A 13,156-nucleotide genomic window follows, 5' to 3' on the forward strand; every position below is an offset into this window, starting at 1 on the left:
TGAGTGACAAACCCATGCCAAAACGTACAGACATTAAAAGCATCCTGATTCTCGGCGCTGGCCCGATCGTTATCGGCCAGGCCTGCGAATTCGACTACTCCGGCGCCCAGGCCTGCAAAGCCCTGCGCGAAGAGGGTTACCGCGTCATCCTGGTGAACTCCAACCCGGCCACCATCATGACCGACCCGGACATGGCCGACGCCACGTACATCGAGCCGATCAAGTGGCAGACCGTGGCCAAGATCATCGAAAAAGAGCGTCCGGATGCCGTGCTGCCAACCATGGGCGGCCAGACTGCACTGAATTGCGCCCTGGACCTGGAGCGCGAAGGCGTCCTGGAAAAGTTCGGCGTGGAAATGATCGGCGCCAACGCCGATACCATCGACAAGGCTGAAGACCGTTCGCGTTTCGACAAGGCCATGAAGTCGATCGGCCTGGAATGCCCGCGTTCCGGTATCGCCCACAGCATGGAAGAAGCCAACGCCGTCCTCGAGCGTCTGGGTTTCCCGTGCATCATCCGTCCGTCCTTCACCATGGGCGGCACCGGTGGCGGCATCGCGTACAACCGTGAAGAGTTCGAAGAAATCTGCGCCCGCGGTCTGGACCTGTCGCCGACCAAAGAGCTGCTGATCGACGAATCGCTGATCGGCTGGAAAGAATATGAGATGGAAGTTGTCCGCGACAAAAAGGACAACTGCATCATCGTCTGCTCGATCGAGAACTTCGACCCGATGGGCGTGCACACCGGTGACTCGATCACCGTTGCTCCGGCACAGACCCTGACCGACAAGGAATACCAGATCCTGCGTAACGCCTCGCTGGCGGTACTGCGCGAGATCGGCGTCGAGACCGGCGGTTCCAACGTGCAGTTCGGCATCTGCCCGGACACCGGCCGCATGGTCGTGATCGAGATGAACCCGCGTGTATCGCGTTCCTCGGCACTGGCTTCGAAAGCCACCGGTTTCCCGATCGCCAAAGTCGCGGCCAAGCTGGCTGTGGGCTACACCCTCGACGAACTGTCGAACGACATCACCGGCGGCAAGACTCCGGCGTCCTTCGAACCGTCGATCGACTACGTCGTCACCAAGCTGCCACGTTTCGCTTTCGAGAAATTCGCCAACGCTGACGCACGCCTGACCACTCAAATGAAGTCGGTCGGCGAAGTCATGGCCATCGGTCGCACCTTCCAGGAATCCCTGCAGAAAGCCCTGCGCGGTCTGGAAGTCGGTGTTTGCGGTCTGGACGAGAAGCTCGACCTGAGCAATCCGGAAAGCATGAGCATCCTCAAGCGCGAGCTGACCGTGCCGGGCGCCGAGCGTATCTGGTACGTGGCGGACGCCTTCCGCGCCGGCATGACCGTCGAAGACATCTTCGGCATGAACATGATCGACCCGTGGTTCCTGGTGCAGATCGAAGATCTGATCAAGGACGAAGAGAAGGTCAAGACCCTCGGTCTGTCCGCCATCGACCGCGACCTGATGTTCAAACTCAAGCGCAAAGGCTTCTCCGATCAGCGTCTGGCAAAACTGCTGGGTGTGACCGAGAAGAATCTGCGTACTCACCGTCAAAAACTGGAAGTGTTCCCGGTCTACAAGCGCGTTGACACCTGCGCCGCCGAGTTCGCCACCGACACCGCTTACCTCTACTCGACTTACGAGGAAGAGTGCGAAGCCGCGCCGTCCGGTCGCGACAAGATCATGATTCTGGGTGGCGGTCCGAACCGTATCGGCCAGGGCATCGAGTTCGACTACTGCTGCGTACACGCGGCCCTCGCACTGCGCGAAGACGGCTACGAAACCATCATGGTCAACTGCAACCCGGAAACCGTTTCCACCGACTACGACACTTCCGACCGTCTGTACTTCGAGCCGGTAACCCTGGAAGACGTGCTGGAAATCTGCCGCGTCGAGAAGCCGAAAGGCGTAATCGTCCAGTACGGCGGCCAGACGCCGCTGAAACTGGCGCGTGCCCTCGAAGCCGCTGGCGTGCCGATCATCGGTACCAGCCCTGACGCCATCGACCGCGCCGAAGACCGCGAGCGCTTCCAGCAAATGGTTGAACGCCTGAACTTGCGTCAGCCGCCAAACGCCACCGTGCGCAGCGAAGATGAAGCCGTTCGCGCTGCCGCGAAAATCGGTTATCCGTTGGTGGTGCGCCCGTCCTACGTACTGGGCGGCCGCGCGATGGAAATCGTTTACAAGGAAGACGAACTCAAGCGCTACCTGCGTGACGCGGTGCAAGTCTCCAACGACAGCCCGGTGCTGCTCGACCACTTCCTCAACTGCGCCATCGAGATGGACGTGGATGCGGTCTGCGACGGCAAAGACGTGGTGATCGGCGCGATCATGCAGCACATCGAACAGGCGGGCGTTCACTCCGGTGACTCCGCGTGCTCGCTGCCGCCTTACTCGCTGCCGGCGCACATCCAGGACGAGATGCGCGAGCAGGTCAAGAAAATGGCCCTGGAACTGGGCGTTGTCGGCCTGATGAACGTGCAACTGGCGCTGCAGGGCGAAGACATCTACGTCATCGAAGTCAACCCGCGCGCTTCGCGTACCGTGCCGTTCGTGTCCAAGTGCATCGGTGTCTCCCTGGCAATGATCGCGGCTCGCGTCATGGCCGGTAAGACCCTGAAGGAAATCGGCTTCACCAAGGAAATCATCCCGAACTTCTACAGCGTGAAAGAGGCGGTGTTCCCGTTCGCCAAATTCCCTGGTGTTGACCCGATCCTCGGCCCAGAGATGAAGTCCACCGGTGAAGTGATGGGCGTCGGCGACACCTTCGGTGAAGCATTCGCCAAGGCCCAGATGGGCGCCAGTGAAGTGCTGCCGACCGGCGGTACCGCGTTCATCAGCGTGCGTGATGATGACAAGCCGCTGGTTGCAGGCGTGGCCCGTGATCTGATCAACTTGGGCTTCGAAGTGGTCGCGACTGCTGGCACTGCCAAGCTGATCGAAGCTGCAGGCCTGAAAGTGCGCCGCGTGAACAAGGTGACCGAGGGGCGTCCGCACGTGGTCGACATGATCAAGAATGACGAAGTCACCCTGATCATCAACACCACCGAAGGCCGTCAGTCGATCGCTGATTCCTACTCCATTCGTCGTAATGCCCTGCAGCACAAGATCTACTGCACCACCACCATTGCTGCGGGCGAAGCTATCTGCGAAGCGCTGAAGTTCGGTCCCGAGAAGACCGTGCGCCGCTTGCAGGATCTACACGCAGGATTGAAGGCATGATCAAATACCCAATGACCGTCCAGGGCGCGAAAGCCCTGGAAGAAGAACACGCTCACCTGACCAAGGTCGTTCGTCCGAAGCTCAGCCAGGACATCGGTACCGCTCGCGAGTTGGGTGACCTGAAGGAAAACGCCGAGTACCATGCCGCCCGCGAACAGCAAGGCATGGTCGAGGCGCGGATCCGTGACATCGAAGGCCGGATTCAGAATCAGGTCATCATCGACGTCACGACTATCCCGCACACCGGCAAAGTGATCTTCGGTACTACCGTCGAAATCGCCAACGTCGAGACTGATGAGAGCGTCACTTACCACATCGTGGGTGAGGACGAGGCTGACTTCAAACTCGGCAAGATTTCGGTCGGCTCGCCTTTGGCCCGTGCCTTGATTGGCAAGGAAGAGGGTGATGTGGTTGCCGTGAAAACGCCGAGTGGCGTTATCGAGTACGAGATTGTCGAAGTCCGTCACATCTGAAGGCAGGCGCCCGCTACGTGCGGGCGCCATGCTTTGGCAGCTGACCCAGATGTTGTGGGTCGGCGGCTTCTGGTTGATACATCTCGGTTTGCGACCGGTGTTGGGCAAGATTGGCCTGGCACCGTTGCTGATCGATGAAGTTGCCGATGCATTCGAAGTGCCGGTGGCGGGTTTTGCCGCGGCATGCGTGATTTTTCAGGCTTTGGTGCTGGTACAGGCCGATGGCCTTGCCAGTCTATGGCGGGATTTTCGCGGGCAGGTGTTGCTGATGGCGTTGTATGCGTGTGCGATGTTTATTGCAGTGCGTGTCGGCTGGCCGCAAGCGCAGCGCTGGCAGGAATTCAGTTTTCTGCTGTTGGGCTTCTCCGGTGTGGTGTTGGTGTTGCAACCACTGCCGGGATGGAGTGGCAGGGTGCGCGAAGCACACCCTTGACCCTTGTCATCACTTGAAGCGATGAACGTTCGACAGCTGCTTGTTGACGCTGAAGTTCTTGCGATATACCAGTGCCATCTTGCCGATGACCTGAACCAGGTCAGCCTTGCCGACCTTGCACAACTCTGCAATGTGCGCCAGGCGCGACTCGCGATCGAGGATGTTGAGCTTGATCTTGATCAGCTCGTGATCCGCCAGTGCGCGTTCGAGTTCGGCTAATACACCTTCAGTCAGTCCGTTGTCCGCCACCGTCAAAACCGGCTTCAGGTGGTGGCCAATGGATTTGTACTGTTTCTTCTGCTCTGGAGTGAGCGGCATAATCTGACCCTTTCGTCTGGATTCTGTAAAATGGCGGCCATTTTACCCGAGGGTTCGTGGATCCGCCCAATTAATCACGACCCTAATCATCGAGGTGCCCAATGGCGCGTTCCAAGACAAGCCTTGGTTGGCTGAAACGACATGTCAACGATCCTTATGTGAAGCAGGCGCAGAAGGATGGCTACCGTTCGCGTGCAAGTTACAAGCTTCTGGAGATCCAGGAGAAATACAAGCTGATCCGTTCCGGCATGAGCGTTGTCGACCTGGGCGCAGCGCCCGGCGGCTGGTCGCAGGTCACCAGCCGGCTGATCGGCGGTCAGGGGCGTCTGATCGCTTCGGACATTCTGGAAATGGACAGCATCCCGGACGTTACCTTCATTCAGGGTGACTTCACCGAGGACGAAGTGCTCGCGCGAATCCTTGAGGCCGTGGGTAATTCGCAGGTGGACCTTGTGATTTCCGATATGGCCCCCAATATGAGTGGTACGCCTGAAGTGGATATGCCGAAAGCCATGTTCCTTTGCGAACTGGCGCTTGATCTGGCGGAACGGATACTCAAGCCGGGTGGCAATTTCGTGATCAAGATCTTTCAGGGTGAAGGTTTCGATGTTTACCTGAAGGATGCCCGCAAGAAATTCGACAAGATCCAGATGATCAAGCCGGATTCTTCCCGAGGCAGCTCCCGCGAGCAATATATGCTGGCTTGGGGGTACCGCGGTGGTAACGAGTAAAACGAGGTTTTTTGCCGGGGCGATAGGTTTTTCGTATTTTGCCCCGCGTGCATAAGCGAATATTGTGTAGAAAGTGTTTCACAAAGGGTTACAGACGGCGCCTGCCAGAGTTGTAGGTAATGTAGTAAGTTAGGCCGGTGAATATCATGCGAAGCGCGCGCCAGTAGCGGAGCTTGCTTCAGAGGGTAGTTAATTGAACGATATGGCAAAGAATCTGATCCTGTGGTTGATCATCGCGGCAGTCCTCGTGACGGTGATGAACAACTTCTCCAGCCCTAACGAGCCGCAGACCCTCAACTATTCCGACTTCATCCAGCAGGTCAAGGATGGCAAGGTCGAGCGCGTAGCCGTTGATGGCTATGTGATTACCGGCAAGCGCAACGATGGCGACAGCTTCAAGACCATTCGTCCGGCGATCCAGGACAATGGCCTGATCGGCGACCTGGTCGACAACCACGTTGTGGTTGAGGGCAAGCAGCCTGAACAGCAAAGCATCTGGACTCAACTCCTGGTGGCGAGCTTCCCGATCCTGGTGATCATCGCGGTGTTCATGTTCTTCATGCGCCAGATGCAGGGCGGTGCTGGCGGCAAGGGCGGACCGATGAGCTTCGGCAAGAGCAAGGCACGCCTGCTTTCCGAAGATCAGGTGAAAACCACCTTGGCTGACGTTGCAGGTTGCGACGAAGCCAAGGAAGAGGTCGGCGAGCTGGTTGAGTTCCTGCGTGATCCGGGCAAGTTCCAGCGCCTGGGGGGGCGTATTCCTCGCGGCGTATTGATGGTCGGCCCTCCGGGTACAGGTAAAACCTTGCTGGCCAAGGCGATTGCCGGCGAAGCGAAGGTTCCGTTCTTCACTATTTCCGGTTCCGACTTCGTTGAAATGTTCGTGGGTGTTGGTGCAAGCCGCGTTCGCGACATGTTCGAGCAGGCCAAGAAGCATGCGCCGTGCATCATCTTCATCGACGAAATCGACGCCGTCGGTCGCCACCGTGGCGCCGGCATGGGCGGCGGTCACGACGAGCGTGAGCAGACTCTCAACCAGTTGCTGGTAGAGATGGATGGCTTTGAAATGAATGACGGCATCATCGTGATCGCCGCTACCAACCGTCCTGACGTACTCGACCCTGCGCTGCTGCGTCCGGGCCGTTTCGACCGTCAGGTCGTTGTAGGTTTGCCGGATATCCGTGGTCGCGAGCAGATCCTCAAGGTTCACATGCGCAAAGTGCCAATGGGTGACGACGTTGCCCCGGCCGTTATCGCACGTGGTACCCCGGGCTTCTCTGGTGCCGATCTGGCCAACCTGGTCAACGAAGCGTCGCTGTTCGCTGCACGCAGCGGCAAGCGCATCGTCGAAATGAAAGAGTTCGAGCTGGCCAAAGACAAGATCATGATGGGCGCCGAGCGCAAATCGATGGTCATGTCCGAGAAAGAGAAGCAGAACACCGCTTATCACGAAGCGGGTCACGCTATTGTCGGTCGCGTCGTACCTGAGCATGATCCGGTCTACAAGGTTTCGATCATTCCACGTGGTCGTGCGCTGGGTGTGACCATGTTCCTGCCGGAAGAAGATCGCTACAGCCTGTCCAAACGTGCGTTGATCAGTCAGATCTGCTCGCTGTACGGTGGCCGTATCGCTGAAGAAATGACCCTTGGTTTCGACGGTGTGACCACCGGCGCTTCCAACGACATCATGCGTGCCAGTCAGATTGCGCGGAACATGGTGACCAAGTGGGGTCTGTCGGAAAAGCTCGGTCCGCTGATGTACGCCGAAGAAGAGGGTGAAGTGTTCCTCGGTCGCGGTGGTGGCGGTCAGAATGCAAGTTTCTCCGGTGAGACTGCCAAGCTGATCGACTCCGAAGTGCGCAGCATCATTGACCAGTGCTACGGCACGGCCAAGCAGATCCTCACGGACAACCGTGACAAGCTGGATGCCATGGCTGATGCGCTGATGAAGTACGAAACCATCGATGCCGAGCAGATCGACGACATCATGGCGGGTCGTACGCCTCGCGAACCGCGTGACTGGACCGGTGGCACGGGTACGCCCCCGCCTCCAGTGATTCAGGATGAGCGCCCGGAAACACCGATCGGCGGTCCGGCTGCTGATGTTTAAGGCTTGAAATGACTTCTGTACAGTCCCTGACCCGGTTGCCTTGCGGCAACCGGGTTCTTGATTTGGCCCAGACGCATGTCATGGGTATTCTCAATGTCACTCCCGATTCCTTTTCCGACGGTGGCCGATACAACCAGCTCGACGTGGCCTTGCGTCACGCCGAGGCCATGGTGGCTGCTGGTGCGACGCTGATCGATGTCGGCGGCGAATCGACCCGGCCTGGCGCTCGAGCGGTTTCGCCGTTGGAAGAGTTGGAGCGCGTAGCTCCAATCGTGGAGTTGATCAATCGCGAGCTGGATGTGGTCATCTCGGTCGATACTTCGACGCCAGCGGTGATGCGTGAAACGGCGCGCCTGGGTGCCGGGTTGATCAATGATGTGCGCTCGCTGCGCCGCGATGGCGCGCTGGATGCCGCAGCCGCGACCGGGTTGCCGGTCTGCCTGATGCACATGCTCGGCGAGCCGGGTGACATGCAGGACAATCCGCATTATCAGGACGTTACCCGGGAAGTGGGTGAGTTTCTGGCAGAGCGCATGACTCAATGTGCGGCGGCGGGTATTCCTGCCGAACGGATCATTCTTGATCCCGGTTTCGGTTTCGCGAAAACCCTGCAGCACAATCTAAGCTTGTTCAAGCATATGGAAGCCCTGCATGCGCTGGGGCGTCCGCTATTGGTCGGTGTCTCACGCAAAAGCATGATCGGCCACGCATTGAACCGCCCCGTGGGTGAGCGTCTTTATGGTGGTCTGGCTCTCGCAGCACTCGCTTCGGTTAAAGGAGCGCGTATATTGCGCGTCCATGATGTGGCGGAAACGGTAGACGTGGTGCGCATGCTCGCGGCCGTGGAATCAGCCGAATAAGAATGATGGAGCACTTATGAGCAAGAAATACTTTGGTACTGACGGTATTCGTGGTCGTGTCGGTGAATATCCGATCACTCCTGACTTCATGCTTAAGCTCGGCTGGGCGGCGGGTATGGCCTTTCGCAAGATGGGCGCCTGCAAGGTGCTGGTCGGCAAGGACACGCGCATCTCTGGCTACATGTTCGAATCGGCACTTGAAGCAGGCCTGACCTCGGCTGGTGCGGACGTGATGCTGCTCGGTCCGATGCCGACGCCTGCCATTGCTTATCTGGCGCGCACGTTCCAGGCTGAAGCCGGGATCGTGATCAGTGCTTCGCACAATCCGCATGACGATAACGGCATCAAGTTTTTCTCCGGCAAGGGCACAAAGCTGCCTGATGAGCTGGAGCTGATGATCGAAGAGCTGCTCGATACCCCAATGACTGTGGTTGAGTCGAGCAAGATCGGCAAGGTGTCGCGCATCAATGACGCCTCCGGCCGCTACATCGAATTCTGCAAAAGCAGTGTGCCGACCGGTACCAGTTTTTCCGGTTTGAAGATCGTGATCGATTGTGCGCACGGAGCGACCTACAAGGTTGCTCCGAGTGTGTTCCGTGAGCTGGGTGCTGAAGTGGTCGTGCTGTCGGCGCAGCCCAACGGGCTGAACATCAATGACAATTGCGGCTCGACCCATATGGGTCAGCTGCAGGCCGCGGTTCTGGCCGAGCACGCTGATCTGGGCATCGCCTTTGATGGTGACGGTGATCGGGTGTTGATGGTTGATCACACTGGCGCCATCGTTGATGGTGATGAGTTGCTGTTCATCATTGCGCGCGATCTGCACGGGCGGGGCAAATTGCAGGGCGGCGTAGTCGGTACACTGATGAGCAACCTGGGTCTTGAACTCGCGCTGGCAGAGCTCTCGATTCCATTCATTCGTGCCAATGTCGGTGACCGTTATGTGATCGCCGAACTGCTGGAGCGCGACTGGCTGGTAGGCGGTGAAAACTCGGGGCATATCGTCTGCTTCAATCACACCACCACCGGTGATGCGATCATTGCTGCGCTCCAGGTGCTGATGGCACTGAAGGCCCGCAATGAAGGTCTTGCGCAAACGCGTCAGGCCTTGCGCAAGTGTCCTCAGGTACTGATCAATGTCCGTTTTGGTGGCGGTGAAAGTCCGCTTGAGCATCCGGCGGTCAAGGAAGCCAGTGCGCGTGTCACCCAGGCAATGGCGGGGCGTGGCCGGGTGCTTCTGCGCAAGTCCGGTACAGAGCCTTTGGTGCGCGTGATGGTCGAAGGTGAGGATGAAACTCAGGTTCGCAGCTACGCCGAAGAACTGGCAAAACTGGTAAGTGAAGTTTCTGCCTGATTCGGCTTGCCAGCCATGATTGTGTTGGGTAACATCTGCGCCCACTTTGACCGACGAGGTACAGCATGCGTCGCCCTATGGTAGCTGGTAACTGGAAGATGCACGGTACCCGCGCCAGCGTCGCTGAGCTGATCAACGGCCTTCGTCATCTGGCCTTGCCAAGCGGTGTTGATGTCGCGGTATTCCCGCCTTGCTTGCATATCAATCAAGTGATTGATGGCTTGAAAGGCAAATCGATTTCGGTCGGTGCGCAGAATTCTGCGGTGGAATCCATGCAAGGTGCGTTGACTGGCGAGATTGCTCCTAGTCAGTTGGTGGATGCAGGTTGTTCCCTGGTACTTGTCGGGCACTCCGAACGCCGCCAGATAATGGGCGAGCGAGACGGGATGCTGAATCGCAAGTTCGCAGCGGCACAGGCATGTGGCTTGATTCCGGTGTTGTGTGTAGGGGAAACCCTCGAGCAGCGCGAAGCCGGAAAAACTCTTGAAGTTGTCGGGCGTCAGCTGGGCAGCATCATCGAGGAGCTGGGTGTTGGTGCCTTTGCCAAGGCAGTCATTGCTTACGAGCCTGTCTGGGCCATTGGTACCGGACTGACTGCAACGCCGCAACAGGCTCAGGATGTGCATAAAGCCATTCGCGAGCAGTTGGCGGCAGAGAATTCTGAAGTCGCACGAGGTGTGCGGCTTCTATACGGCGGCAGCGTGAAGGCGGCCAATGCGGTCGAACTGTTCGGCATGCCGGATATCGATGGGGGGCTCATTGGTGGAGCTTCCCTGAATGCAGATGAGTTCGGTGCGATTTGTCGCGCCGCGGGAAACTGAAAAAATGCTGGAAACAGTCGTAGTCGTTTTTCATCTGCTGGGTGCATTGGGCGTAGTTGCTCTGGTTTTGCTGCAGCAGGGTAAGGGTGCGGACGCTGGCGCGTCTTTCGGAGCAGGTGCTTCAAATACTGTGTTCGGAAGCCAAGGTTCCTCTACCTTTCTTAGTAAGTTTACTGCTATACTTGCCGCCGGTTTCTTCATAACCAGCTTGGGGTTAGGTTACTTTGCTAAAGAGAAGGCTCATCAGCTGACTCAAGCAGGTTTGCCAGATCCAGCAGTGTTGGAAGTGCCTAAGCAACAACAACCGGCTTCTGATGATGTCCCGGTGCTTCAAGAGCAAAAGTCGGCTACTCCAGCGACTGACGTACCTCCAGCTCAAGAGCAGAAGTAAGAAGGGTTTCAAACGTAGTTTTGCCGAGGTGGTGGAATTGGTAGACACGCAACCTTGAGGTGGTTGTGCCCATAGGGTGTAGGGGTTCGAGTCCCCTTCTCGGTACCAATTAGTCAGGAGAGCCCGCTGTTGCGGGCTTTCTTGCAGGTGGAAGGTTACATTGACCCTATAAGGGATCGGTCGTATACTTCCGCCCCAGCTTTATCGCGGGGTGGAGCAGTCTGGTAGCTCGTCGGGCTCATAACCCGAAGGTCGTCGGTTCAAATCCGGCCCCCGCAACCAGTTTAAGGAGCCCCTTTTCAGGGGCTTTTTGTTAGCTGGACACTTTCTACGCCGATGTTCGACGGCGTTTCAAGGATGGGCGTTTCGCCCATTTTTTTATTTTGCAGCGCATGCATTTACATGCACGAGGGGGTTCAGGTGTCGAGCAAGCTAGAAGAGTTGCAGGCCTTGTTGGCCCCGGTGGTCGTGGCCCTAGGCTATGAATGCTGGGGTATCGAGTTTTCGGCTCAAGGTCGTCACTCGATGTTGCGCGTTTATATCGATAAAGAGGGTGGCGTGCTGGTGGACGATTGCGCCATTGTCAGCCGTCAGATCAGCGGTGTCCTGGATGTTGAAGATCCGATCTCCGTTGAATACACCCTCGAAGTTTCCTCGCCTGGCATGGAACGCCCACTGTTCACTCTTGAGCAGTTTGCAAAATTTGCCGGTGAACAAGTGAAGATCAAGCTGCGCTCGCCTTTTGAAGGTCGACGCAACTTTCAGGGCCTTCTGCGCGGTGTAGAAGAACAGGATGTCGTGGTGCAGGTAGATGACCATGAATTCCTGTTGCCGATCGATATGATCGACAAGGCCAACATTATTCCCAGTTTTGACTGAGACGCGGATCCCGCGGATCCAATGGCTTGCGAAAGGCGAGGCGTACGATGAGCAAAGAAGTACTGCTGGTTGTTGAGTCGGTATCCAATGAAAAGGGCGTACCGGCAAGCGTGATTTTTGAAGCGCTGGAGCTGGCTCTGGCCACTGCTACCAAAAAGCGTTTTGAAGACGAAGTTGACCTGCGTGTGGAAATTAACCGCCACACCGGTTCCTACGAGACTTTCCGTCGCTGGACAGTCGTCGAAGAGAATGATCTCGACGATCCTGCGATCGAAACCTGGCCAAGCAAGGTTGCCGAAACGCATCCGGGCGCCAAGGTCGGCGACGTCGTCGAAGAAAAGATCGAATCCATCGAGTTCGGCCGTATTGCTGCACAGACCGCCAAACAGGTCATCGTGCAGAAAGTGCGTGAAGCCGAGCGCGCTCAAGTGGTCGACGCCTATCGCGAGCGCCTGGGAGAAATCATCTCCGGCACCGTGAAGAAAGTCACCCGCGACAACGTGATCGTCGATCTGGGCAACAACGCCGAAGCGTTGCTGGCCCGTGAAGACATCATTTCTCGCGAAACCTTCCGTGTCGGTGTGCGTCTGCGTGCACTGCTCAAGGAAATCCGCACCGAGAACCGCGGCCCGCAGCTGATCCTGTCGCGTACCGCGCCGGAAATGCTGATCGAGTTGTTCCGCATCGAAGTGCCGGAGATCGCTGAAGGCCTGATCGAAGTCATGGCGGCATCCCGTGATCCGGGTTCGCGTGCCAAGATCGCTGTCCGTTCCAAGGACAAACGCATCGACCCGCAGGGCGCGTGCATCGGTATGCGCGGTTCGCGCGTCCAGGCCGTGTCGGGCGAGTTGGGTGGCGAGCGTGTCGATATCGTCCTGTGGGACGATAACCCGGCGCAGTTCGTGATCAATGCCATGTCGCCGGCAGAAGTGGCGGCCATTATCGTTGACGAAGATGCCCATGCAATGGACATCGCCGTTGGCGCAGACAACCTGGCTCAGGCCATCGGTCGAGGTGGTCAGAACGTGCGTCTGGCGAGCCAGTTGACTGGCTGGACCCTGAACGTGATGACCGAATCGGACATCCAGGCTAAGCAGCAAGCAGAAACCGGCGACATCCTGCGCAACTTCATCGACGAGCTGGAAGTCGACGAAGAACTGGCTCAGGTGCTGGTAGATGAAGGCTTCACCAGCCTGGAAGAGATTGCCTACGTACCGTTGGAAGAAATGCTCAACATCGACGGCTTTGACGAAGATATCGTCAACGAGCTTCGCGCTCGTGCCAAGGATCGTTTGTTGACCAAAGCCATCGCTACTGAGGAAAAGCTGGCAGACGCCCATCCGGCCGAAGACCTGCTCTCGCTTGAGGGTATGGACAAGGATTTGGCGATGGAACTGGCGGTGCGCGGCGTAATTACCCGCGAAGACCTGGCCGAGCAGTCTATTGACGACCTGCTCGACATCGACGGCATTGACGATGATCGTGCCGGCAAGTTGATCATGGCCGCCCGAGCCCACTGGTTCGAGTAATTAGGCGCGGCCTGAGGAGAG

The 13,156-nt window shown here is 57.7% G+C and carries 12 protein-coding genes and 2 tRNA genes; 13 read left to right on the forward strand and 1 reads right to left on the reverse strand.

Annotation, left to right across the window (positions count from 1 at the left end; translation table 11 throughout):
• Nucleotides 1–14: 14 nt before the first annotated feature.
• From carB to M0808_RS23250, 3 genes are read left to right on the forward strand one after another with little or no spacing between them, the layout of a single operon-like run.
• A complete protein-coding gene (carB, locus tag M0808_RS23240) occupies nt 15–3,236 on the forward strand; it encodes a carbamoyl-phosphate synthase large subunit (RefSeq protein ID WP_007961429.1) in 3,222 nt (1,073 codons plus the stop codon).
• Nucleotides 3,233–3,709 carry a transcription elongation factor GreA gene (gene greA, locus M0808_RS23245; protein WP_003221530.1) on the forward strand — a complete coding sequence of 159 codons (477 nt, stop codon included), beginning with the start codon at nt 3,233–3,235 and terminating at the stop codon, nt 3,707–3,709. The genes carB and greA overlap by 4 nt, the downstream gene beginning before the upstream one ends.
• A 28-nt stretch (nt 3,710–3,737) precedes the next feature.
• A complete protein-coding gene (locus tag M0808_RS23250; RefSeq protein WP_027610778.1) occupies nt 3,738–4,142 on the forward strand; it encodes a hypothetical protein in 405 nt (134 codons plus the stop codon).
• 9 nt (nt 4,143–4,151) lie between these two features.
• Here the strand turns inward: M0808_RS23250 and M0808_RS23255 are convergent, their stop codons facing one another.
• Nucleotides 4,152–4,460, reverse strand: coding sequence for a YhbY family RNA-binding protein (locus M0808_RS23255; RefSeq protein ID WP_003221534.1), 309 nt, complete (start codon nt 4,458–4,460; stop codon nt 4,152–4,154).
• Nucleotides 4,461–4,561: 101 nt separating this feature from the next.
• On the opposite strand from M0808_RS23255, the gene rlmE reads away from it, so the two are divergent.
• The 10 genes from rlmE to nusA all read left to right on the forward strand — a co-directional run bounded on the left by rlmE (nt 4,562) and on the right by nusA (nt 13,135).
• Nucleotides 4,562–5,191: a 23S rRNA (uridine(2552)-2'-O)-methyltransferase RlmE gene (gene rlmE / locus M0808_RS23260; protein ID WP_003221536.1), complete on the forward strand. Its 630-nt coding sequence runs from the start codon at nt 4,562–4,564 to the stop codon at nt 5,189–5,191.
• Between the two features lie 202 nt (nt 5,192–5,393).
• On the forward strand, nt 5,394–7,301 hold the full coding sequence (gene ftsH / locus M0808_RS23265; protein ID WP_027610779.1) for an ATP-dependent zinc metalloprotease FtsH: 1,908 nt from the start codon (nt 5,394–5,396) through the stop codon (nt 7,299–7,301).
• Nucleotides 7,302–7,309: 8 nt separating this feature from the next.
• Entirely contained in the window at nt 7,310–8,161 is an 852-nt protein-coding gene (folP, locus tag M0808_RS23270) for a dihydropteroate synthase (RefSeq protein WP_027610780.1), read from the forward strand.
• 16 nt (nt 8,162–8,177) lie between these two features.
• Complete coding sequence (glmM, locus tag M0808_RS23275) at nt 8,178–9,515, forward strand: phosphoglucosamine mutase (protein ID WP_027610781.1); 1,338 nt, start codon at nt 8,178–8,180, stop codon at nt 9,513–9,515.
• A gap of 65 nt (nt 9,516–9,580) precedes the next feature.
• Nucleotides 9,581–10,336: a triose-phosphate isomerase gene (tpiA, locus tag M0808_RS23280; RefSeq protein WP_008088336.1), complete on the forward strand. Its 756-nt coding sequence runs from the start codon at nt 9,581–9,583 to the stop codon at nt 10,334–10,336.
• Between the two features lie 4 nt (nt 10,337–10,340).
• Nucleotides 10,341–10,727 (forward strand): preprotein translocase subunit SecG, encoded by a 387-nt coding sequence (secG, locus tag M0808_RS23285; RefSeq protein WP_027610782.1) that lies wholly within the window; start codon nt 10,341–10,343, stop codon nt 10,725–10,727.
• Nucleotides 10,728–10,749: 22 nt separating this feature from the next.
• Nucleotides 10,750–10,835 (forward strand) — tRNA-Leu (locus M0808_RS23290).
• 97 nt (nt 10,836–10,932) lie between these two features.
• Nucleotides 10,933–11,009, forward strand: a tRNA-Met gene (locus M0808_RS23295).
• Between the two features lie 138 nt (nt 11,010–11,147).
• Nucleotides 11,148–11,606: a ribosome maturation factor RimP gene (gene rimP, locus M0808_RS23300; protein WP_007915250.1), complete on the forward strand. Its 459-nt coding sequence runs from the start codon at nt 11,148–11,150 to the stop codon at nt 11,604–11,606.
• 47 nt (nt 11,607–11,653) lie between these two features.
• Nucleotides 11,654–13,135, forward strand: coding sequence for a transcription termination factor NusA (gene nusA / locus M0808_RS23305; protein ID WP_003221546.1), 1,482 nt, complete (start codon nt 11,654–11,656; stop codon nt 13,133–13,135).
• The last annotated feature ends 21 nt before the right edge of the window (nt 13,136–13,156 follow it).

This window comes from Pseudomonas sp. MWU12-3103b (assembly GCF_023100615.1).
GTDB classification, from domain to species: Bacteria; Pseudomonadota; Gammaproteobacteria; order Pseudomonadales; family Pseudomonadaceae; genus Aquipseudomonas; species Aquipseudomonas putida_A.

What these genes read in the sequence shown, in the direction of transcription:
- M0808_RS23250 (WP_027610778.1), top strand. Translation starts at nt 3,738, where the DNA reads ATGCTTTGGCAGCTGACCCAGATGTTGTGGGTCGGCGGCTTCTGGTTG.
- greA (WP_003221530.1), top strand. Translation starts at nt 3,233, where the DNA reads ATGATCAAATACCCAATGACCGTCCAGGGCGCGAAAGCCCTGGAAGAA.
- folP (WP_027610780.1), top strand. Translation starts at nt 7,310, where the DNA reads ATGACTTCTGTACAGTCCCTGACCCGGTTGCCTTGCGGCAACCGGGTT.
- carB (WP_007961429.1), top strand. Translation starts at nt 15, where the DNA reads ATGCCAAAACGTACAGACATTAAAAGCATCCTGATTCTCGGCGCTGGC.
- secG (WP_027610782.1), top strand. Translation starts at nt 10,341, where the DNA reads ATGCTGGAAACAGTCGTAGTCGTTTTTCATCTGCTGGGTGCATTGGGC.
- tpiA (WP_008088336.1), top strand. Translation starts at nt 9,581, where the DNA reads ATGCGTCGCCCTATGGTAGCTGGTAACTGGAAGATGCACGGTACCCGC.
- M0808_RS23255 (WP_003221534.1), bottom strand. Translation starts at nt 4,460, where the DNA reads ATGCCGCTCACTCCAGAGCAGAAGAAACAGTACAAATCCATTGGCCAC.
- ftsH (WP_027610779.1), top strand. Translation starts at nt 5,394, where the DNA reads ATGGCAAAGAATCTGATCCTGTGGTTGATCATCGCGGCAGTCCTCGTG.
- rlmE (WP_003221536.1), top strand. Translation starts at nt 4,562, where the DNA reads ATGGCGCGTTCCAAGACAAGCCTTGGTTGGCTGAAACGACATGTCAAC.
- glmM (WP_027610781.1), top strand. Translation starts at nt 8,178, where the DNA reads ATGAGCAAGAAATACTTTGGTACTGACGGTATTCGTGGTCGTGTCGGT.
- nusA (WP_003221546.1), top strand. Translation starts at nt 11,654, where the DNA reads ATGAGCAAAGAAGTACTGCTGGTTGTTGAGTCGGTATCCAATGAAAAG.